We start from the raw sequence: 19,260 nt of genomic DNA, 5'->3' as shown, positions 1-19,260 counted from the left end.
CTTTTATTTCTCAGCACTATGCTTCCTCAATCTCTTTCCGCGCCGCTCCCGGCGGCCCTCGCCCAAAAGAAACTCTCGGGCCTCGACCGGGGGCTGACGCTCTGGATATTTCTGGCCATGGCCCTGGGCGTGGGCCTGGGCTACTTCGTGCCGGGCATCAACCGGGCCGTGAACTACTTCTCGGTGGGCACGGTGAACGTGCCGCTAGCCCTGGGGCTCATTCTAATGATGTACCCGCCGCTGGCCAAGGTCAAGTACGAGCAGCTGCCCACGGTCTTTAAAAACACGCGCATCATCGGCTTGTCGCTGGTGCTGAATTGGGTCGTGGGGCCGCTGCTCATGTTTTTCCTGGCCATCTGGCTGCTGCCCGACAAGCCCGAATACATGATGGGCCTGATTCTCATTGGCATTGCCCGCTGCATTGCGATGGTGCTGGTCTGGAACGACTTGGCCGATGGCAGCCGCGAGTACGCGGCCGGCCTGGTGGCCCTCAATTCCATCTTTCAGGTGCTCTTTTACGCGGTGCTGGCCTGGCTCTTTATCACCGTCCTCCCCCCGCACTTCGGCCTGAAAGGCTACGCCGTGAACATCAGCATGGGCGACATTGCCCCCAGCGTGCTGATTTACCTGGGCATCCCCTTCGCGGCCGGGTTTCTCTCGCGCCTGGTGCTGCGCCGCCTCAAAGGCAATGAGTGGTACGAGCGGGTGTTCATCCCGGCCATTAGCCCGATTACGCTGATTGCTTTACTGTTAACCATCGTGGTCATGTTCAGCTTGAAAGGGGAAACCATCGTGCGGATTCCCCTCGACGTGCTGCGCATCGCCCTGCCGCTGGCCTTCTACTTCGGCATCATGTTCGTGCTCAGTTTCGCGGCCGGCAAGTGGCTCGGGGCCGACTACGCCGAAAATGCCAGCATCGCCTTCACGGCCACCGGCAACAATTTCGAACTGGCCATTGCCGTGGCCATCGGCGTGTTCGGGCTCAACTCGGGGCAAGCCTTTGCCGGCGTCATTGGGCCGCTGATTGAGGTACCGGCCCTGATTGCCCTGGTAAATGTCGCCTTCTGGTTCCGCCGCCGCTGGTATGGAGGAGGGTCCGCCTAGTCTGGTTTTTGCAATTGCAAAATTATTCACTGTGCATCCGGAACGGGGTCCTTCAACTGCTGCTGCATAAACTCCCAATCCTCGCGGGCTAACATCAGCTGCATGAACTCGCCGTAGCCGATGCTGCGCCGCTCCAGGATGTGGCGGCGGAATGCCCAACTGCCCGTTACGGCCTCGAAGCCGGCTTGCTCCATTTGCTCCTTCATGCGGAGCGGTAGCCCGGCCAGCCAGTGCTCGAAGTCGGCCGGGGTCTGGTGGCCATCGGCCAGCTCGTGGTAGCGGTAGGCGGCGTTGCCCACGCGCAGCAGCTGGGCCTCGTCCTCGCGCTCCTGCTCCGGCAGGCCCGCCAGTCGCGCCAGCTGCTGCTGGTGAATAGCTGCCTTGGGATGGCTTGGCTCTAAAAGGTGCTCAAGTTCCATGTAAACATTTGCTAAAAGCAGAGCAAAATGATAGCGCATCGACCGGATGCCGGTAGGGGCCGCATACTCGGGTAGTACTCATCGGGGAGTTAATACAAACGGGCAGGGCGGCCCAAAATGGGCGCAGGCGGCTCAATAGGGTTCTTGATTTGGTGCTCAGCCAAGGCAACCACCACGGACAGGTTAATACGGGCCAGTTTTGCAACTTTCAGCAATTCGCCCACGGTGAACGTGGCCGGGTCTTGCATCCGGGTAAGCAGTGTGCGCGGGTTAATTTCGAGGGCTTTGGCCGTTTTACCGCGCTCCCCTAGCGAATGGATTAGCTCGGCCAGGGTGTCGAAAGGAAATTTTTTAATAGGTATCATGCGGAGGTCATGGGGGCCAATGACGCTGAAAATCTATGTATTTTTAGCAACATTACGGCCTGCCTGCTCCACGGTTCCGCCTATTCAAAAAATGTGGGGGCCGTTAGCCTCACCAGTTCCTGCCCGTCCGGCTCGGTAATGCGGTCGAGGTACACCAATACGTTGCCATCGCGGGCCTGGCGCTCGTCAGCCCGCTGCCAAATGGCATACAGGGCGGCGTAGGGGAAGAAATTCATCTGGTCGAAACCGCTGGCAAATCCCTGCACCATTTCCGCTACCCGCTCCCGCTCTTCGTGGGAAACCTCGTTGTAGACCCAGCGCACAAACTCCACGGTATCAGCCGGCAGGTCAAAATAGGCCAGGGTCTGGGGCGCGGTGTGGCTGCCCATAGACAGCAGCAATTCCCAGAGGGGGTAGGAGCTTTTTTCCCGCTGCCAGTATTCCACGACATCCTTGCGCCCTGCTCCCACGGTCTGCCCGCCAAACTTCATCGTGCCGGGGTTAGCTGCGAGGGCTTTGCGAAAGCCATAGTCAGTCACCCAATCCTTTCTGGTGATGCTCTGGAAATTATACATGCGGGCGGTCAGTCAGAAGCTGGGGAAAAGTACCGCGAATATGGTAGCGCAAAACCACTTTTTATAAGTCAGTGCTCTTCGGGCCGGCGGGCAAAATGGCCCACTCCTGGTAAGCGGTGGTGTAGCGGTCGGCGATGATGGCTAGTCGCTCGGTCTGGTCGTCATGCTTTAGCCAGACGTGGTTGCTGCCGCAGTGGATGGTGTAGCCCTCCCCCATCACCTCGCGGGCCTGGCTGGCAAAGCCCCGTAGGTCTGCTACCTCGGGCGTGGCCTAAATAAGCTGCCGAAGCTGCGCCAGGCGCTCGGCTTCGGCTTCGTCGGCCGGTTGTTGCTCTACGGCTAAATAAGCCGACTGCGAGGCAAAAACGGGGGTAATCGGGGCATTCTGGCGGGTGAGGCTCATGACAAAAGGAACAAAAGGAACAAAAGGAAAAAAGCTACTCACCCTGGGGCGGGGCGCTGGCCAACGTTTTAGCCAGGTGCATGACCTGGGCGTTGTGGAATGCTTCCCCGAACAGCCCGCGCCCGTAGTCAGCGGCGAGTTGGCCCACGCTGGCAAATTGGTAGTCGAGGCCAGTAGCACCGAGCGGCAGCAGAAACTGGTCAGCCTCGCGGGCATTGAAGCCGCCGACGTTGCGCCCGTCGCTCAGCAGCAAGCCCACGCCGGGGCGGGCCTTCGGCCCGTCAACGTAGGTGTATGTTTCGTAAATGATGCCGACGGCCTGTTCCCGGGCATAAAAAACGGCTTCGCCTACGGCTAGATTGTGGGGCGTTTCCATTGGATAAAAGCTGATTTTATAGGAAAGATGGGCTGCGACGGAAAAGACGAAAATTAGAGCAGCAAGGAATACTGGCCACCCTGCTCCTCGCGGGTCATGCGCAAGCCCTCGCGGGCAATGGCGCGGGTAGCCCGCACAAGCTTAAGCAGAGTCTCGTACCCCTCGGGGGTATCAATTTCTACCCCTAGCCGCTCGGCTACCTCCTCGGTCAGCACCTCAGAATTGATGCCTTTATCCCGCTGGTGCATCAGCACCTCCACGTCGGCAATCGCGGCGATTATCCGGCCCCGGTAGGCGTTCCACGTCGGGCTTTGAATGGTAGGGGCTTCGCTGGCTTTCATGCTGCTTACTCTTCGGCGGGGCCTGCGCTAGCGCCTCCCACAGTCGGATTCTGCTTGTGCCAGCTCGCTGCTGGCCCTGTCCGCGCACTGCTCCAACTGGTCCAAGTAGTGCCGGCGGTCCCAACCCATCCCCCACTGGTGGCGCCCGGCCCGGCTAAGCGCTTTCGCGGTACTCCTGGCCTCGCGGCGGGCCTTCGAAAATGCGTTTACGGCGCTGTGCAGGGCTTTCAGGTCGGCATCCATCGGGGGCGGGCTGGGAATTAATAGGACAAATGCAGTCATTGACTCTAGTCAGACTATCACCGGATTAGCCCGTTGGCCCCGTTAAAAGATGCACCTAACCGAAGGTGCTCGATGCGGCGCTGAAAGGCTGATTAGAAGAAAAGACTGGCCAGGGCGCTGGCATAAGCCACGGCCCTGGGTGAGCACCAGGGCCGTGGCGCTGTGAATCGGGGCCTGGTCCTCCAGGCAAAAAAATGGCCGGCCTGGTAGGGGTTGTAAGAGATTGGCTCGGTGGCCGTGGGCTGCGCGGCGCGGGTGAACGTGCCGATGGCGTAGGCGTGAACGTTGCGCTGACGCTGGGCGAGCACCCGCTGGCGGGCGGGCTCGCTCACTTTAAAGTGCACGCCGCGCAGCTGCACCGTGGCCAGGTGGGCCACGACCAGCCCCCCGAACTGGACCGAAAAAAGGCCGTTTTTCAAGTTGCGATACACTTTTACCTGTTGGCCTTCCAGGTCGATGGCCAGGGCTCGGGGGGCGGGCATGGCTCGGCGCTTAGAGATGAGTATCGTAGCCGGTAACCGACGTAAAGAGAGCGGGCAAGTCCTCGCCGTACACCATTTCAAATGTCTGCTCGTGGCTAATCACCGGCTCCCAATCGACGAGCACCTGACGGTAAAATTCCACTTTGTAGGTGTCCGTGGGCATGAGCGTAATTTTCAGCCGGTTTACCTGGGCCTTGTTCTTGCGCAAGTCCATGCGCAGCCAAGGGTTCGGGTTGCTGTCTGTCCGGCCGGCTGCCAGCAGCTTATCGGCTCCGGTTACCACCAGAAACTTGTTGCCGCCTAACTGCATCAGGATGGTATAAGCTTCTTCGACTACTGCGGGCTTGGGGCTGGGCGTGTTGCTCATAAAAAGGGCTTTTGGATGTGTTGCTGATACATATTAAACGCAAAATGGCCCTATAATGTTGCAAAAAATACAAATTTATTTAAGCATTTTTTACATATTTTCCTGGTATGGCTGGTGTATTTTTCCCTCTTGTAGTTTTTACAATTGCAAAACGTGCTGCCCCCTTTAGTCCACCTATTTACTTTTTACAATTGCAGAAACTCCGGCTCGGCTGGCCTGCCTACTGGCATTTTGCAATGGCAATTTCCTCTTGTTCCCGGCCCCGTCAGGCCCCGGTCCCTCCCCCCCCGTAGGGGGGGCGCTCCCCTAAGCCAGCCAGCTACGTTCTGCCGCCTCAAATTCGCGGTCGGTGCTATCCTGGCCGGGGTTGGCTAGCCATTGCATTTCGGTGGCGTAATATTCGCGGTCGGTTTCGTCGGGCTCGGACACTGGGGCGGGCTGGGGGCTGCTGCTGGCGCTCAGGGTCAACTCGTCGCCAAGTTCTGTGAGGCGCACGGCGTAGCCCTGCACGGTCAGGGCCTCGGCAAATCGCTCTAGGTCGCCGTGGCTGCTGTTGCTGCTCACGGTGCAGGTGCCGGCGTGCTCGCCCCAACTCGTCTGCATCCCGTACCGCTGGGCGCTGTGCCAGTTTTCGAACGCGGCGAACTGTTCGGCCAGCGTCGGGGCCTGGCGCAAGTCCAGCAAGTTCAGAAAAAAGCCGTAAGCCGGTGAGTAGCTGCGGCTTTCGCTAATGTACTTGGCTCCGTAGCTCATACGAAACAGCTGGCCGCTGTTGTCTATGGTCATGGGCTCCCGGCGATACTCGTAAATTTCCTCTTGGCTGTTGTACTGGCCACTCTCGAAAGCGGCGTACACCTGCTCTACCTGTTTGCGGGTCGGCCCGTCGGTGTAGGCAATGCGAACGCTGGTACCGTTGGCGAAGCTATCCGATGTTACGCTGAACTTCACCTCTGGGAAGGCTACTTTGAGGGCCTCCCGGATAAGCTGCGCGGTGCCGGCTACAGTGTAGCTGCGGCAAGTAACGTCGCCCTCCTGGCGGTCGTGAAACGGGGCGCGGCCCTTCTGGCGGTCCTGCGCCTTCAGGGCGGCCACTTTGCCGGCCTGGGTCAGTGCCTCGATGACGCGCTGTTCCGCTTGGTCCTCGTCCTTGGCGCTGAAATGTTTGGCGGGCTTGGCCTGCTTGCCAAAAAACACGGCGTAAGAAAACTGGCTGCCGTAGTGGCGCACGTAGCCCACGATTACCGTGTCGGCTACTCCTTCCACCCGCACCTGCCGGGCGTTCTCGGTAAAATGCTTGCGAAGTTGGGCGAGGTCTTGGCCGGTCGTTTTCATAGCTAAAGCGTTGTTTTTGTGCTGCTTCCTTATACTATTTAAACGTAAAACGGCCCATTAATATTGCATAAAATACATCTTTATTTAAGTAATTTATACATCTTTTGTGGCATGGTTGGTGTTTTTTCCCCTTTTGTTCTTTCTTCTGGCCAATTCAAGGCGTTGTATTCACTAATTTCTGCTAGCAGCTGGGTGTTTTGGGCCCTTGGTCGGCTTCCTTTGGTTCGCGGTAGGGATGGGAAGGGAGCGACCAAGCGGGAGCTGCGCGCAGCACCGCAGCGAAGCGGAGCCCTGGACAGCTCGGCCACCACCCGCGCTCGAATTGGAGTAGTAAATATCAGAGGGGAAGTCCGAGAGCCAATATAAGAATAATAGTACAAAATAGTAGAAAAGTGCAATCCCAATTTTTGCGTTTTATACCTTTTTTGACTGCTTTGTTTGTCCCTTTTCTGGGGTTATCCACAGTTCTAAATGCTTTCTTTTTTTTCAGACTAAATAGTTAGAAAAAAACTGATTGTCCTTTTAAAAACGACCAAATAGTTTTACTATAAGGAGTAAATGGTATTAAAAGGACAAATGCAGTCATGCCGGGGGGTATTAAAAGGACAAATGCAGTCACTTGGTGTAGGTATTAAAAGGACAAATGCAGTCACTTTATCCCGATTAAAAGGGCAAATGCAGTCACTATTTAGGGCAAGGAATTTACCTTGTCCTTTTTTACTGCTAACTTCGCTACATCTCAGAAGCTCCCGCCTCTCTGGTTTCTATCTATCCCACCCAGATTCAATCCGCCATGAGCAACAAAAACAGCTCCCTCGCTACCCTCCCCCTGGGCCTAGTTTATGAGCCGGTGCATAAGCATCTGGTCAAGCAGCACTGGAACGTTACGTTCTCGCGGCAGAGTAAAATGAGCGTCGCGGCCAAGCGGATTATGGCGCGGGTGCTCGACCAGATTAGGGATGATGATTACGCCCTGCGGCCCTTCTACCAAATGCGGATAGAAGACGTGGTAGAGCATACCGGCATCACGCGGCGGGCAGTTTACAACGAGGTGCAGGGGGCCATCGTGGAACTGCTCACGACGGTTTGGTACTTCGAGAGTCCCGACAAGAAGGAATGGCGGGGCCGGCACCTGCTGGACACGACCAAGGAGGAAACGGCGGGGTACAAGGATTCGGTAATTACGATACCCCTAAACCCGGCACTGGCTGATTACTTCATCAACGTCGCGCATTATACCTCCTACGAGTTGGCGCAATATATGCGCCTCAAAAGCTGGTACTCGATGCGTTTCTTTGAGATACTGTCGGCCTTTAAAGACACGGGGTTTTGGGAAGTGGATATTGAAGACTACCGCTTGCTCATGGACTGCGGCCCGGTGCTTGACAAGCGCCGGCAACCTAAGAAAGACAAGGACGGGCAAGTGATTGTGAAGTACCCGCTGGCGAAAGATTTAATTCTGCGCACGACCACCGAGCCACTCGAAGAGCTGGCCGATACTGACGTGGCTTTTACGATGAAAGCCATTTCCGAAACCGGCCGGACGCTACGCGGCCGGCCAAAAATCGTGCGCCTGCGCTTCGAGCTGGTACATAAGCAGCAGAATAGCATCCCGGATTCCTGGCTCAACAATCCCACCACCAAAAGCATCATCGAACGCCTACGGTCCTGGAAGGTGACGGATAAAAACATTGCCCGCTGTGCCCCTACCCTGGGCCGCGAGGGCGTGCTGAAAATCCTGCACGAATGGGATTTGAAGGCGACTCACCCGACCGACCGCATCAACAGCAAGGAAAAATACTGCAATACGGCCCTCACGCGGGCCGCAAAGCAGGTTCTAGACCAGCAGAAAGCCGAAGCCCTGGAGGTGCGGCAAGAATTGCAGCTGGGCCTATTCGGAGAGGCTGATAACGAGTAGCGGACTTTCGGCCTTGGTTAAAAGTTTGGTTCAAAGGTTAAACGAGTTGATTCCGAGCGCAGCACTTCCACGTCAAAATCCTGCATATAGCGGTCAACAGGGCAGTTTGTTCAGTGATTCAATTGGTCGGAGGCGTGAGTCGGAGGTTTCCCCCTCTTTGTTGAACAACACCCAATTGACAAACACCAACTAGCGGTATCTATTCCGTTTATAAGTCGATAAAAAAGGTAGTACCCGCATTTTCACGGCTTTCAACCCGGATTTTGCCGCCGTGCAGGCGCACAATCTGTTGGGTGATGAACAGGCCCAGCCCCGTCGTTCCTTCCCCGTAGAGGCCCGCCCGGGCGGCGGTGCTGAACTTATCGAAAATACGGGCCTGCAAGGCCGGGGCAATGCCGACGCCGGTGTCCTGCACCGAGAGGCGCGGCCGGCCGGCGGGCTCTTCGAGGCGCACGACGACCCGGCCCCCGGCCGGGGTGAACTTCAGGGCATTGGTGAGCAGGTTGACCACCACCCGGTTGAACTTGTTGGGGTTCAGGGGCGCGGTGACGACGTGCGGCGGCAGCTCCAAGGTCAGGGCCACGCCTTTTTGCTGCGCGGCGACCCGGTGCAGGGTGAGCTGCGTGTCCAGGAAAGCGTTGAGGTCGGTGGGCTCTTTTTTCAGCCGGGTGGCGTCCATTTCGCCGATGTAGAGCACGTCCTGAAGCAGGGCGCTGGCCTCGTCGCAGGCGTGCTCAATGAGCCCCAGAAACTTGGGCGCGTCCGATTCTTGGCCGGCCCCGTCGCGGCGCAGCAGTTCCGTCAGCATTTGGATGTGCGCAATGGGGGTTTTCACGTCGTGGGCCACCAGGTGCAGGACGGTTTCCTGCGTGTCGTAGAGGCGTTTGAGGGCGGCTTCCAGCTCCTTGTGCGCCGTGATGTCGATGAGGGTGGTGTAGCCCAGCTCCTGGCCTTCGTCCGGGAACAGGATGGAGTGGACCTGGCACCAGAACGAGGACCCGTCGGCGCGGACCAGGCAGGTGTCGAAGGTAAAGGTGGGAATGTGGTGGTGCCAGAGGCGCTCCTGCAAGTGGTCCCAGTCGTTGCGAAAGTGCGGGTGAGCAAAGTCAATGATGCGCCGGCCCACGACCTCGTCGGGGCGGGTAAGGCCGAGCATGGCCACCAGCGCCGGGTTGGCTTGGCGGATGAGCAGGTCGGGGCTGATGATTTTCTGGCCCAGCGGCGAATTCTCGAACACGGTGCGGAAGCGCACCTGGCTCTGCTCGTAGGTGTCGTCTTTTTCCTTTTGCGCGGCTACGGCCGTCCGGTTGGCATGCAACTGCTGAATTTGCGCGCGTAGGGCGTCGTTTTCGGCTTGGAGCGAATCGAGCGTTGGGGAGGACGACGGGTTGGGCGACATAACAGCAGGCCACGGATGAGCTAGCAAGATAAGTGCTTCATGGCCGAGGGGCTTACTAAATTCCTGGCGTCGTCCTTCCCCAACGGCCCGCTAATCAGGGCTCTCTTACAGTTCTTGCTCCCCTAGCCCGTCATTAGTAGCAAAGTCGACTTTAGGAATAAGCTTTTAACAAGGCCATGGGTATAGCGCCGCGACCCAAGCGGGAAAGTACCGCGAGAAGCGCGGACGGCCGGCTTTTTAGCAAGCAACCAGTCGCTTGCTCCATGTGCACGGCCGCTTAGCGCGGGCAGTTGCGCACGGTCCTGGAATAGCGAAGCTGCCCAACAAACGGGTTCAACTCCAAAGGCGGCGTTTGAACCGGATTTTCAACCAGGGTCAGCAATAGGGCAGCGCTCTTCTCCCCTCAAAAAGGAATGAGCAACCCCCGCTGGCCCAGCCAGTAGCGCCAGGCCCCGGGGCTCAGGTGCGTGGCCATGAAGCGGTGCAGCGAATACCCGTGCCGCTCCAGCACGTGCCGCCCAAACGTGACCGGCGCGGGCAACGGCAGTGGCGGCGGCAGCAGCTCATCCGCCGCTTGCCGGTGCTGCCACGTGGCCTGGTCGGCGGCGGTCGGGGTGCACGCTGCCTGCTGGTGGTAGTAAGCCAGCTCGGCGGCCACTACCTGCTCGGCCACGGTGAGAAGCGAGGGCTCGTCCATGGGTCCCGGTCAGGTGTTCGACCCGCTTAGCTGCACGGCGGCAATGGCAATGATACCGCCTTGCGCGCCACGCAAGGGGGAGTACGTGAAGGACATGGGTACTGCCCCGGCTCCGCCCGGCCCTGGCTGCTGGGCCACGGCGGGCACGCCCGTGCGGGCCACCTCTTTGAGCACCGCATGCAACTGGTCTGACAAAGCGGGCAGCACCTCGGCCAGCGGCTGGTGCAGCACCTGCGCCCGGGGGTACCCCCAGTGCGCCAGCAGGCCGGGGCTGCACGCCTCCACTACGTAGTCGGCCCCCACCAGCAGGCCGATGGCCAGCGGTGCCTGCTCCAGCAATTGGGCCAGGAGGGCCGCCCGGCCTTCGGCGTGGGCCTGGGCGGCGTGGGCGGCCTGAGTCAGCTCCCGCACGTAGTCGGCCAGGCCGGCATTGGTGGCCGCCAGTTCGGCGGTGGCGTGGTGCAGGTGCTGGCGGGCGAGCACCTGCTCGCTCACGTCGTGGCTCGTCACCAGAATGCCCGCCAGGCCGCCCGGCCCCTCGTAAAACGGCTGAAACGTGACATCGAAATAGCCCGGCACCGCCGGCCCGCCGGCCTCCCGCACTCGGGTGATGCGGGCCTCCCGCCACGTCACGGCCTGCTGGGTTTGCCACACGGTGGCGTAGGCGGCCTCGTAGCCCTGGCCGCGCAGGGCGGGCAGGGCCTCGAAAAAAGGCTGCCCCCGCACCTGGTCTACCGCGCGGCCCCAGCCGGCGGCGGCCGGCCGGTTTACTAGGCCGATGACCTGCGCCGGCCCCCGCAGCAGGTACATGGCCACCGGCATTTGCGCCAGCAACTCCCGTAAGTGCTGGTAAACAGCCGCATCCGTAGTTTCCGACACCAGCGCACCGGGCCGGCACGGGCTGGCTAGCCCGGTAGCAAGGGGGAGGGCACGGGGCTGGGCCGTAGAAAAAGAAAAAGCTGGATAAGTTGACTTCATCGGGGGAGCGCAGAACAGGTTAGCAGACAAACCAAACTGGAGCCGTAGCCAGCTACCGGCCCCTGACCTGGCCGCCCGGTAGTCGGCGGCGGCGTTTGGTCAGGATGGCCAGTGTGCGCATGCGCTACTCGGCTAGGAAGAAGAGGGCTTCGAGGCCCAGTTGCCGGAGGTGGCGACGCAGCAGCGGGTCGACGTTACAGAGCCAGACACTGGCCCCGCGTTGGCGCAGCAACAGCAGTTGCGAGAGGAAGTAGCACACGCCCAGTCCTCGCCGGCAGGGCTGCGCTCCACAGTCGATGAGCAGTTGCGGCTGGGGCTGGAGCAGGATGCGGGCCAGCAGCGCGGCATCCACGGCGGCTAGGTTCACGGAGAGGAGCACGGTAGCTGTCGGCTCAGACAGCGGCGGGCGAGGAGGGGAACGCATAGCAACGGGGGTAGGGAGTAGCGCACCAAGGCCACGTAGCCGGGTACCGCTAAAGCGCCCGGCGGCCGAAAAACCCGGCGGAGCCTGTAATGCTGGGAGTGGCCGCCGGCTCAGGTGGCCCAGCCCGCCTTTCAGCCTCCACAAAGGAACGGGACCGCCACCCTGGGCGCCTCCGCTGGATTACGGTTTTTGGCGGGGTAAATACCTGTTTTTCAACGCGTATTTATTCGCAGCCCGGACCGTATCGGCCGCAGCACCCGTCGGGAAGACCTGCTGCCCCGGCCGCGCGGATTCGCGCTGGCCGCCTTGCAAGGCCCGGCATGGAAAATCCGTGATTTTTTAGGGCAAAACCACGTATAATCCGAAGCGTCGTTCTCGTATTGGCCGTAGCGCGTTGCGGTTTTCGCGGCCGGACCTTTGAGCCAGTGCACCGGTGCGCTCCTTTTGGTTTTTTACGATGGCCTACGATACGCGCTTTGGCCCCAGCGCCCAAACCCCGGAGCAGCGGGCGCGGGTATTGGTGCAGATGCAGGCCGCTGTGCCCCGCCTGAAAACCAAGGCCACGGCCGTGGCCCGGCAGCTGTACGCCCGCTACGTGGCCGGCGAGCTGAGCTGGCTGGATGTGCATGAGGCCCTCCAGGCTACTACCTGAGCCTGACTAATGGCGCATGACCCGCCTGCCCCATCGCGGGGCTGTTTTACCTGCGATAGGGATTTAACACAAACCTTTTTGGGATAAGCAAATAGCTGCGCCTTAGTGCCGACCTTCGCACATGCGCGAAAACCTTCCCCCCAACGCTGCGCCCGTAGACCTGCCCATTCCGCCTACCCTTGCCGGCGATGCCGCCAAGGCGGGCACCGACGCGGAATCCTTGCTCCAGGCCCTGCCCTGGGGCGTGGTGGTGCTCGACGCGCACGGCACGGTGTTGCGCGTGAACCAGCAGGCCGCCCACTGGTGGGGGGCCTCGCCCGAGGCGCTGCAAGGGCAGCGGTTGGGACCCGCCACCGCTGGCACCCTACCCCCCGACTTGCAGCAGGCGCTGCAACTGGTGCCGAGCGAGCTGCCGCCGCCGCCGGGCACGTTTTTTCTGCCCCGGCAGCAGCAGTGGATTGCCATGACCAGCGCCCGCGAGGCCGATACCTGGGTGGTGTACTGGCAGGACATCACGGCGCAGCAGCAGGTGGAAATCCAGCGCCAGGCCCGACAGGCCGCCACCGACGCGCTGCTGCGGCGTACCGAAGCAGTGGCCCACACCGGCAGCTACGAAATGGCGCTGGCCACCGGGCAGTTTCATTTTTCGGATGGCTTGTTTCGGCTGTTTGGGGAGGAGCCCGGCGAGTTCGCGCCCGACCTGGCGAGCATCAACGCCCGCTCCCACCCCGACGATTTGGCGGCGGTGGAGCAAGCGGTGGCGCAGGCCGTGGCCGACCACCAGCCTTATTACTACCAGCGCCGCATCTATTACCCCGATGGGCAGCTGCGCACGCTGGAAGCCCACGGCCGGGTGGAGTGCGACGCGGCGGGCCGGCCCGTGCGGCTGCTGGGCCTGCTCCAGGACGTGACCGCGCGCGAGCAGGCGGCCCAGGAGCTGCTGCGCCTGAAGGACGCGCTGGCCCAGCAGGCCACCGACAACTACACCGCGCTCTACCGCTCGATGGACGAAGGCTTCTGCGTGGTGGAGGTCCTCTACGACGCGGCGCAGCAGCCCACCGATTACCGCTTCCTGGACGTCAACCCAGCGTTTGAAAAGCAAACCGGCTTGTACAGAGCCTTGGGCAAAACCATTCGCGAGCTGGTGCCCGCCATTGAACCCCTCTGGGCAGACGTGTACGGCCGGGTGGCCCGTACCGGCGAGCCGACGCGCTTCGAGGCGAACGTGGAGTCGATGAGTCGCTGGTTCGACATAAATGCTTTTCCCATCGGCCCGCCCCCCGACCGGCACGTGGCCGTGCTCTTCAACGACATCACCGCCCGCAAGCAGGCCGAGGCGCAGCTCCTGAAACTGACGGCAGGCCTGGAACAACAGGTGGCCGCGCGCACCCAGGAGCTGCACGAAAGCCGCCACCTGCTGCAAACCGTGTTCGACGCCTCGCCCACCGCCATTGTCGTCATGCGCATCCTGCTCGACGCGGCGGACCGGGCCGAGGATTTTGAAATCTTGCTTTTCAACGCGTTCAACCAGCAAGTGGTGGGCCGCGACGACCTGGCGGGGCAACGCTTCACGGCCATGTTTCCGCAAACGGTACCCGCCGGCGTCCTGGCCCGGCTGCTGCAAGTCGCCACCACCGGGGAGCCGGCCGATTTCGAGGGGTGGTACGAGGGCGAAGGCATGCAGCACTGGTTTCGCCACCTTGCCGTGCGGCAAGACGGCTTGCTGGTGCTGACGTCCGAGGTCATCACGGCCCGCAAGCTGCTGGAGCAGGCGAAGGCCCAGGGCCTGGCCCTGCTCCAGCAGTCGGAAGCCGTGGCCCAGATGGGCAGCTGGGACTACGACCGGGCCACCCGCGAACTCATCTGGTCCGACGGCCTGTACCACCTGCTGGGGCGGCCGGTGGGCAGCGCCGTGGGGCCCCAGCTTTTCCTCGACGCCGTGCTCGACGACGACCGGCCCGCCGCCGCGCGCCTGCTGCGCACCCTGGCCGCCGGCACGCGCGCCTTCGACGCGACCCTGCGCCTGCGGGTGGGCGAGGTGGTGAAGACTGTGCGCTGCAAGGGAGTGGCGCTGCCGCACGCGCCGGGGCCCCCGGTGCGGGTGCTGGGCGTGTGCCTCGACATCAGCGACGTGCAGCGCCTGGAAGCCGAAAACCTGGCCCTGAAGCTCGACCGCCACAAGGAGCTGCTGCTGGCCATCCTGCAAGCCCAGGAAGACGAGCGCCAGCGCCTGGGCGAAGTGCTGCACAACGGCCTGGGCCAGGTGCTCTACGCCACCAAGCTGCACCTCGACCAGCTCGACACGCCCGCCCTGCACACGCTGCCCGACCTCTCGGCCCTGCATCACCACACTAACCGCCTGCTGGCCGAAGCCATGCAGCAGACCCGCACCCTGGCCCACGAGCTGGTGCCGACCTCGCTCGCCAAATTTGGCCTGGCCGTGGCTGTACGCGACGTGTGCCGCGATTTGTCGACGCCGCCGCTGCGCATCGAGTGCCAGGTCTGGGGCGACGCGCACGCGCTGCCGCCGCCCGTGCAGGTTACCCTGTTTCGCCTGGCCCAGGAGCTGGCCCACAACATCGTGCGGCACGCCGGGGCCACCCAGGCCCTGTTAGAGCTGGAAACCCTGCCCGACTGGGTCAGCCTGCGGGCCGAAGACAACGGCCGGGGCTTCGACCCGCGGGCCGTGGCGGAAGGCCTGGGCCTGCGCACCGTGCGCGACGCCGTGGCCCTGCTGGGCGGCACCGTCGCCGTCGACTCCACCCCCGAATTCGGCACCCACGTGCGTCTGCGCATCCCCCTACCCCTCTTTTCCTAGCTATGATTCGCGTTTTTATCGTCGACGACCACCCCCTCATCCGCGACGGCCTGCGCACGCTGCTCGCCGCCGACCCGCTGTTCGAGGTGGTGGGCGAAGCCAGCAACGGCCAGGCGCTGCTCGACCAGTTGCCCACCGTGGCCACCGACGTGGTGCTGCTCGACCTGAACATGCCCGTGCTCGACGGGCTGGCCACCACCCACCGCCTCCACGTCGAGCACCCGCACCTGCGCATCCTGCTGCTCTCCATGATGACCCACGAGCACACCATCGGCGAGGCCCTGGCGGCGGGGGCCCACGGCTACGTGCTCAAAAACGCCGACAAGTACGAGGTAGTGGCCGCCCTGCAAGGCGTGGCCGCGGGCAAGCGGTTCTTATGCTCCGAAATCGGGCTGGGCCTGTTAGAGAAAATGCTCCTCCTGGAGCCCAACCGCCCGAGCGCCGATGCGGCTCCCGGTATCCCCCTGACGCACCGGGAGCGGGAAATACTGCAACTAGTGGCCGCCGGGCTCACTAACCAGCAAATCGCCGACCAGCTCTTCACCAGCCGGCGCACGGTCGAGACGCACCGCCAGCATCTGCTGGAGAAAACCGGGGCCAATAATACCCCGGCCCTCGTAAAGTACGCCATGGAGCAAGGCTTACTTCAGAAATAATGGCTACTAGGGGCGGTTTCACGGACCTCGTTTACCTGAGTCTGTGATAGTAGGATTTTCAAATTTTCTACTAAACCCTCACGCTCATCTGGCGTCCGCTTGTCGAAGCCTTCTACCGCTTCGTTGAACGGCCTAGACGACGCGGTAGAGGCTCAGCATGACGGCCTGGATGGGTGCCCTAAATAGCCGCCTTATTCCCTAGTTAGGGCATCCTGTTGTGCGTTGCCCGACGCCCTTTTTACCCACCGCCCACCCAACTAATAAGCAAACGCCATGACCACGCCGCGCCCCACCAAAAAACAGCCCTCCCACCGGGACATTGTCGTCATCGGCGCGTCGGCCGGCGGGGTAGCGGCCCTGCTGGCCCTGGTGAAAACCCTGCCGGCCGATTTTCCGGCGCCCATTTTCGTAGTCATACACGTGGCGGCCGACTCGCCGAGCCTGCTGCCGCACCTGCTCAATTCGGCGTCGGCCCTGGAAGCCCGGCACCCGCACGACGGCGAAACCGTCCGGGCCGGCGTCATCTACGTGGCCCCGCCCGACCACCACTTGCTGCTCGAAGGCGACCGGGTGCTGGTGACGCGGGGACCCAAGGAAAACCGGTTTCGCCCCTCTATCGACGCCCTGTTTCGCTCGGCGGCCTACACCTACGGGCCCCGGGTCATTGGCGTGGTGCTCACCGGCTACCTCGACGATGGCACCTCCGGCCTGTGGAGCGTGCAGCGCATGGGCGGGCTGACCATCGTGCAGGAGCCCGACGATGCCGAGCAGCCGTCCATGCCCACTAACGCCCTCGAATTTGTAGCGGCCGACTACGTGGTGCCCCTGGCCCAGCTGGGGCCGCTGCTGGGGCGCCTCACCCGGGAGCGCGCCCCCGCCAAAACCCGCTTGCCCGCCGCCGCGCTGGACCTGCTCAAGATTGAGTTGACCATCGCCAAGCAGGGCGGGGGCTTCGAGCTGGGCATCATCGACAAGGGCAAGCTCACGCCCTTCACCTGCCCCGATTGCCACGGGGCATTGACTCAATTGATTGAGGGAAAGCTGATTCGCTACCGCTGCCACACCGGGCACGCCTACACCGTGAGCGCCCTGCTCAGCGAAGTCACCCAGTCGGTCGAGGGCCTGCTCTACCAGTCGATGCGCGGCCTGGAAGAAACCAAGATGCTGCTGCAAAACCTGGGCCGTCACTTCGCCGACGACCACCAGGACCCCGTGGCCGCGCTGTTTTTTCGCAAAGCCGACGAAACCGGCCAGCAGGCCCGCGTGGTGCACGACTCCATCCTCAAGCACGAGGCCCTGAGCGGCGACTTGCAGTTTGAGCGCAAAAAGCTGGCGTAGGCCGATTGTGCCTGTCAGCTTCCCTGCTTACTGAATCAACTAGTGCTGTTGTTGAGCGAAGGTAACCGCTTGAGGTAGTCTAGCTAAAAAGGGCAGCCCGGGGTTGCACTAAGATTCCATTAGGGTGCGCAAAACTTTGTTTCAAGACAGAGCTGACCTGAACGTGGCCCGCGCCCCGCACCACGTACACGCCGGAGCCAGTCCGCCCGGTAGCGCGGCCGTGCTGAAGCGTCGGCCGCGGCCAGTACCCGGCCCAGCGTGTTCAACACTTGCACGCCAGTACCGGCGGCTAGCAGGCCCGCCCTTACTATGGTAAGGCTTTCCCGCGACAGTAGCGCGGCGGGTAATTGCGCCCGCATGGCCCATCGTACACCGCACAAATGTGCCAGCAAAGCGCCCCACAGGCACCGGCACGTCCGTGCATATGTCGTTTTTTGGCGTTGTTTGCGGGCTTATTCATGATTTTAGCGGTGGGCTGCCCGAGAAAAGCGGGCTGGTGGCCGCTCTCGGGTCCAACTGCAACAGCAGTGCCGCGAGGCCTGCGCCATCGGGCAACCCCGGCTGCCGCCACAACTCCACGCCGTGGCGGAGCAGCACGCAAGTGGGCAGGTCCTGGACGTCGAAGCTATGGACGACGGCCGGGTGGTCGGCCGCGTCGACGGGCAGCACCTTGATGGCCGTTCCCAATTGCCGCTGTAACCCGTCGAGAGCCACGCGGGTCGCCGCTCGCTCGCGCCGCGGCCGACGTAGCCACCGGCAATAGCACCAAGAGCACCGTTGAGCAACCCGGCTGCGTGGAAAAAGTCGAAGGTACTGGCATGAGAACTAGGGCTAAAAGCAGGCCTATCCAAGGGGCAACGGCACGCGGGGCCCACGGGGCAGTTCCCGCCGCTCCTTCGCCGGTGGTGCCGGGGTAACGGCCCGGACAGGGACCTAAAATTACCAGCCTGCTTCAGTCGGTTACCTGACAATCGTCAGTCGGTCGCCTGACTCTTGTCAAGCGAAGCAATAAAAATTCCACCACCATTTAGTGCCGGCGCTGCTGTAGCCCTGCACCCTGGCGGCGGTGTAGCCCTCAGTGGCCGCGCTGCTGCCGGCCTGGCGGCAGGCCTTGGCTACGAGTTGCGGGCTGACAAAGGACTCGTAGCCGGCCGGGAACTGGTACCGCAAACGGTGCTGGCTGCTCAGGCGCAACTCACCCAACAAGTTGCGGCAAGCGCCGCCCATCCAAACCGCCTGCACTTGGCCGTTAAGGCTGGAAAACTCCCGGATGGGCGCGGCCGTGTCCGTGGTGCCGGTGCTCATGTGGACGTAGGCACCAACGCGAAAACCGTGTTCAGCCGCCTTGGCCTCTATTTCCTGGGGGGTAGGGTAATCCATAACGAAAGAACAAAAGGGGAAAAAAGATGGGGGAACGGGCCGCTAGGGCTAGGCGGCGACTGCCGGCGCGGCTGTAGTGTGGGCCTCGCTCATGGGGTGGTGGCTGCCCTTGGCCCCTTCGTAGAAGTAGTGCCACTGCGTTTTGCCGTAGTTCAGACGGTCTTTGTAAAGAGCCAACCCGCTAATTGTGTGGGTTGTGTGCGGGCTGAAAAAATGCACCTGGTGGCCCACTAGAAACTTGGGCGCGGGGTGTTGCTTGCCGGTGCTCACGTAAGCGAGTTGGCCAACGATGCTGCCCACGGCCTGCCCGCGCCAACGCAGCTCGTCCACGGGGCCAGCCTCGGCCCGCTGCTTCAGATACTCGACTTCCCGCGCCTGGTCGCGTAGGCCGATGGTGGCCGCGAGTAGGGCAATGGCCTGCTCGGCGGTGTCGGCAAAATATATCCGGTCGCCCTCCCCTGGCAGCAGCACCTCGAACTTGCCGCTTAGCAGTTGCTGGGTGTTCGGGTTGATGTAGTTAAAGCCCTGGTGCGTGGGCGGGGAAAGTAGCTCGTACTGGCCCGCGTCGTCGCTGTGGCGGTTATTTACCTCGATAGTGTAGGCGTAGCCATTCCAATAAATGGCGGTCACACTGCCCTGCACGTCGCGGTAACGGGTGCTGCGCACGGTGGCCCCAATGGCAATGCGGCCGGCGCGGGTTTCGATGGCGAGAAGGTTCGGTAACATACGGTTTTGCAATTGTAAAAAATAGGGTTAAGCGGCCTGCTGGCGGGCCTGATGCGCGGGCGGCTCCTGGCCGGCGCGGGCGGGGGTTGGTCGGAAGGCGGCCCGGATGGCTTCGCTGCGCGTAGCAGCGGTGCCGGCGCGGCGGCTGTTGGTGGCCCCGCGCCCCTGGCGCACTTCCCACGCCCACCGGCTACCCTGCCGGCGAACGTGGGCACGGAATGGCAGCAT

23 protein-coding genes are annotated in these 19,260 nt (G+C 62.0%); 6 read left to right on the top strand and 17 right to left on the bottom strand.

All coding sequences use genetic code 11. The features are described 5' to 3' along the window. The first annotated feature begins 18 nt into the window (after positions 1-18). The gene (gene arsB, locus AXW84_RS00255) at positions 19-1,104 is read left to right on the top strand and encodes an ACR3 family arsenite efflux transporter (protein ID WP_068227170.1); all 1,086 of its coding nucleotides are present in this window, start codon (positions 19-21) and stop codon (positions 1,102-1,104) included. A gap of 26 nt (positions 1,105-1,130) precedes the next feature. Here the strand turns inward: arsB and AXW84_RS00250 are convergent, their stop codons facing one another. The 10 genes from AXW84_RS00250 to AXW84_RS00210 form a co-directional block, all read right to left on the bottom strand. Beyond that, positions 1,131-1,523, bottom strand: a complete 393-nt coding sequence (locus AXW84_RS00250; protein WP_068227168.1) for a hypothetical protein — start codon at positions 1,521-1,523, stop codon at positions 1,131-1,133. An 89-nt stretch (positions 1,524-1,612) separates the two neighbouring features. Continuing rightward, a complete protein-coding gene (locus AXW84_RS00245; protein WP_068227166.1) occupies positions 1,613-1,888 on the bottom strand; it encodes a hypothetical protein in 276 nt (91 codons plus the stop codon). An 80-nt stretch (positions 1,889-1,968) separates the two neighbouring features. After that, entirely contained in the window at positions 1,969-2,463 is a 495-nt protein-coding gene (locus tag AXW84_RS00240; RefSeq protein ID WP_068227164.1) for a hypothetical protein, read from the bottom strand. A 61-nt stretch (positions 2,464-2,524) separates the two neighbouring features. Then, positions 2,525-2,680: a hypothetical protein gene (locus tag AXW84_RS24220; RefSeq protein ID WP_157886711.1), complete on the bottom strand. Its 156-nt coding sequence runs from the start codon at positions 2,678-2,680 to the stop codon at positions 2,525-2,527. A 54-nt stretch (positions 2,681-2,734) separates the two neighbouring features. Further along, positions 2,735-2,866, bottom strand: coding sequence for a hypothetical protein (locus tag AXW84_RS26180; protein ID WP_257722056.1), 132 nt, complete (start codon positions 2,864-2,866; stop codon positions 2,735-2,737). Between the two features lie 34 nt (positions 2,867-2,900). Next, positions 2,901-3,242 (bottom strand): hypothetical protein, encoded by a 342-nt coding sequence (locus AXW84_RS00235; protein ID WP_068227162.1) that lies wholly within the window; start codon positions 3,240-3,242, stop codon positions 2,901-2,903. Positions 3,243-3,295: 53 nt separating this feature from the next. Next, positions 3,296-3,583, bottom strand: a complete 288-nt coding sequence (locus AXW84_RS00230) for a hypothetical protein (protein WP_068227160.1) — start codon at positions 3,581-3,583, stop codon at positions 3,296-3,298. Positions 3,584-3,957: 374 nt separating this feature from the next. Next, entirely contained in the window at positions 3,958-4,347 is a 390-nt protein-coding gene (locus AXW84_RS00220; RefSeq protein WP_068227156.1) for a hypothetical protein, read from the bottom strand. A gap of 10 nt (positions 4,348-4,357) precedes the next feature. After that, complete coding sequence (locus AXW84_RS00215) at positions 4,358-4,714, bottom strand: hypothetical protein (RefSeq protein ID WP_068227154.1); 357 nt, start codon at positions 4,712-4,714, stop codon at positions 4,358-4,360. Positions 4,715-5,020: 306 nt separating this feature from the next. Beyond that, positions 5,021-6,046, bottom strand: coding sequence for an LPD29 domain-containing protein (locus AXW84_RS00210; protein WP_068227151.1), 1,026 nt, complete (start codon positions 6,044-6,046; stop codon positions 5,021-5,023). Between the two features lie 793 nt (positions 6,047-6,839). Here AXW84_RS00210 and AXW84_RS00205 point away from each other — a divergent pair. After that, entirely contained in the window at positions 6,840-7,964 is a 1,125-nt protein-coding gene (locus AXW84_RS00205) for a replication initiation protein (protein WP_068227149.1), read from the top strand. 208 nt (positions 7,965-8,172) lie between these two features. Here the strand turns inward: AXW84_RS00205 and AXW84_RS00200 are convergent, their stop codons facing one another. The 4 genes from AXW84_RS00200 to AXW84_RS00185 all read right to left on the bottom strand — a co-directional run bounded on the left by AXW84_RS00200 (position 8,173) and on the right by AXW84_RS00185 (position 11,462). Continuing rightward, the gene (locus tag AXW84_RS00200) at positions 8,173-9,363 is read right to left on the bottom strand and encodes a PAS domain-containing sensor histidine kinase (protein WP_068227147.1); all 1,191 of its coding nucleotides are present in this window, start codon (positions 9,361-9,363) and stop codon (positions 8,173-8,175) included. Between the two features lie 403 nt (positions 9,364-9,766). Continuing rightward, complete coding sequence (locus AXW84_RS00195; protein WP_068227145.1) at positions 9,767-10,060, bottom strand: hypothetical protein; 294 nt, start codon at positions 10,058-10,060, stop codon at positions 9,767-9,769. Between the two features lie 9 nt (positions 10,061-10,069). Continuing rightward, positions 10,070-10,894 carry a PAS domain-containing protein gene (locus AXW84_RS00190; protein WP_068227144.1) on the bottom strand — a complete coding sequence of 275 codons (825 nt, stop codon included), beginning with the start codon at positions 10,892-10,894 and terminating at the stop codon, positions 10,070-10,072. A gap of 268 nt (positions 10,895-11,162) precedes the next feature. Next, entirely contained in the window at positions 11,163-11,462 is a 300-nt protein-coding gene (locus AXW84_RS00185) for a hypothetical protein (protein WP_157886710.1), read from the bottom strand. Positions 11,463-11,919: 457 nt separating this feature from the next. On the opposite strand from AXW84_RS00185, the gene AXW84_RS00180 reads away from it, so the two are divergent. The 4 genes from AXW84_RS00180 (at position 11,920) to AXW84_RS00165 (ending at position 16,926) form a co-directional block, all read left to right on the top strand. Beyond that, positions 11,920-12,114 carry a hypothetical protein gene (locus AXW84_RS00180; RefSeq protein ID WP_068227140.1) on the top strand — a complete coding sequence of 65 codons (195 nt, stop codon included), beginning with the start codon at positions 11,920-11,922 and terminating at the stop codon, positions 12,112-12,114. Between the two features lie 121 nt (positions 12,115-12,235). Then, positions 12,236-14,932, top strand: a complete 2,697-nt coding sequence (locus AXW84_RS00175; RefSeq protein WP_068227137.1) for a sensor histidine kinase — start codon at positions 12,236-12,238, stop codon at positions 14,930-14,932. Between the two features lie 2 nt (positions 14,933-14,934). Next, positions 14,935-15,588: a response regulator gene (locus tag AXW84_RS00170; protein WP_068227136.1), complete on the top strand. Its 654-nt coding sequence runs from the start codon at positions 14,935-14,937 to the stop codon at positions 15,586-15,588. Between the two features lie 273 nt (positions 15,589-15,861). Then, the gene (locus AXW84_RS00165; RefSeq protein WP_068227134.1) at positions 15,862-16,926 is read left to right on the top strand and encodes a chemotaxis protein CheB; all 1,065 of its coding nucleotides are present in this window, start codon (positions 15,862-15,864) and stop codon (positions 16,924-16,926) included. Positions 16,927-17,922: 996 nt separating this feature from the next. Here AXW84_RS00165 and AXW84_RS00155 read toward each other — a convergent pair. Genes AXW84_RS00155 through AXW84_RS00145 form a run of 3 tightly spaced genes read right to left on the bottom strand, consistent with a single transcriptional unit; the run spans position 17,923 to position 19,260 of the window. Further along, positions 17,923-18,306 carry a hypothetical protein gene (locus tag AXW84_RS00155; RefSeq protein WP_068227130.1) on the bottom strand — a complete coding sequence of 128 codons (384 nt, stop codon included), beginning with the start codon at positions 18,304-18,306 and terminating at the stop codon, positions 17,923-17,925. 48 nt (positions 18,307-18,354) lie between these two features. Further along, positions 18,355-19,032 (bottom strand): hypothetical protein, encoded by a 678-nt coding sequence (locus AXW84_RS00150; protein WP_068227128.1) that lies wholly within the window; start codon positions 19,030-19,032, stop codon positions 18,355-18,357. A gap of 27 nt (positions 19,033-19,059) precedes the next feature. Continuing rightward, positions 19,060-19,260 (bottom strand): hypothetical protein, encoded by a 201-nt coding sequence (locus AXW84_RS00145; RefSeq protein ID WP_068227126.1) that lies wholly within the window; start codon positions 19,258-19,260, stop codon positions 19,060-19,062.

The organism is Hymenobacter sp. PAMC 26628, assembly GCF_001562275.1.
Lineage (GTDB): Bacteria > Bacteroidota > Bacteroidia > Cytophagales > Hymenobacteraceae > Hymenobacter.
This window is presented reverse-complemented; position numbering and strand designations above follow the sequence as displayed.

Excerpts from the sequence above, each read along its gene's own strand:
- AXW84_RS00170 (WP_068227136.1), top strand. The coding sequence starts at position 14,935 with ATGATTCGCGTTTTTATCGTCGACGACCACCCCCTCATCCGCGACGGC.
- AXW84_RS00185 (WP_157886710.1), bottom strand. The coding sequence starts at position 11,462 with ATGCGTTCCCCTCCTCGCCCGCCGCTGTCTGAGCCGACAGCTACCGTG.
- AXW84_RS24220 (WP_157886711.1), bottom strand. The coding sequence starts at position 2,680 with ATGGGGGAGGGCTACACCATCCACTGCGGCAGCAACCACGTCTGGCTA.
- AXW84_RS00150 (WP_068227128.1), bottom strand. The coding sequence starts at position 19,032 with ATGTTACCGAACCTTCTCGCCATCGAAACCCGCGCCGGCCGCATTGCC.
- AXW84_RS00245 (WP_068227166.1), bottom strand. The coding sequence starts at position 1,888 with ATGATACCTATTAAAAAATTTCCTTTCGACACCCTGGCCGAGCTAATC.
- AXW84_RS26180 (WP_257722056.1), bottom strand. The coding sequence starts at position 2,866 with ATGAGCCTCACCCGCCAGAATGCCCCGATTACCCCCGTTTTTGCCTCG.
- AXW84_RS00235 (WP_068227162.1), bottom strand. The coding sequence starts at position 3,242 with ATGGAAACGCCCCACAATCTAGCCGTAGGCGAAGCCGTTTTTTATGCC.
- AXW84_RS00215 (WP_068227154.1), bottom strand. The coding sequence starts at position 4,714 with ATGAGCAACACGCCCAGCCCCAAGCCCGCAGTAGTCGAAGAAGCTTAT.
- AXW84_RS00220 (WP_068227156.1), bottom strand. The coding sequence starts at position 4,347 with ATGCCCGCCCCCCGAGCCCTGGCCATCGACCTGGAAGGCCAACAGGTA.
- AXW84_RS00195 (WP_068227145.1), bottom strand. The coding sequence starts at position 10,060 with ATGGACGAGCCCTCGCTTCTCACCGTGGCCGAGCAGGTAGTGGCCGCC.
- arsB (WP_068227170.1), top strand. The coding sequence starts at position 19 with ATGCTTCCTCAATCTCTTTCCGCGCCGCTCCCGGCGGCCCTCGCCCAA.
- AXW84_RS00250 (WP_068227168.1), bottom strand. The coding sequence starts at position 1,523 with ATGGAACTTGAGCACCTTTTAGAGCCAAGCCATCCCAAGGCAGCTATT.
- AXW84_RS00175 (WP_068227137.1), top strand. The coding sequence starts at position 12,236 with ATGCGCGAAAACCTTCCCCCCAACGCTGCGCCCGTAGACCTGCCCATT.
- AXW84_RS00240 (WP_068227164.1), bottom strand. The coding sequence starts at position 2,463 with ATGTATAATTTCCAGAGCATCACCAGAAAGGATTGGGTGACTGACTAT.
- AXW84_RS00145 (WP_068227126.1), bottom strand. The coding sequence starts at position 19,260 with ATGCTGCCATTCCGTGCCCACGTTCGCCGGCAGGGTAGCCGGTGGGCG.
- AXW84_RS00180 (WP_068227140.1), top strand. The coding sequence starts at position 11,920 with ATGGCCTACGATACGCGCTTTGGCCCCAGCGCCCAAACCCCGGAGCAG.
- AXW84_RS00205 (WP_068227149.1), top strand. The coding sequence starts at position 6,840 with ATGAGCAACAAAAACAGCTCCCTCGCTACCCTCCCCCTGGGCCTAGTT.
- AXW84_RS00200 (WP_068227147.1), bottom strand. The coding sequence starts at position 9,363 with ATGTCGCCCAACCCGTCGTCCTCCCCAACGCTCGATTCGCTCCAAGCC.
- AXW84_RS00165 (WP_068227134.1), top strand. The coding sequence starts at position 15,862 with ATGACCACGCCGCGCCCCACCAAAAAACAGCCCTCCCACCGGGACATT.
- AXW84_RS00230 (WP_068227160.1), bottom strand. The coding sequence starts at position 3,583 with ATGAAAGCCAGCGAAGCCCCTACCATTCAAAGCCCGACGTGGAACGCC.
- AXW84_RS00210 (WP_068227151.1), bottom strand. The coding sequence starts at position 6,046 with ATGAAAACGACCGGCCAAGACCTCGCCCAACTTCGCAAGCATTTTACC.
- AXW84_RS00155 (WP_068227130.1), bottom strand. The coding sequence starts at position 18,306 with ATGGATTACCCTACCCCCCAGGAAATAGAGGCCAAGGCGGCTGAACAC.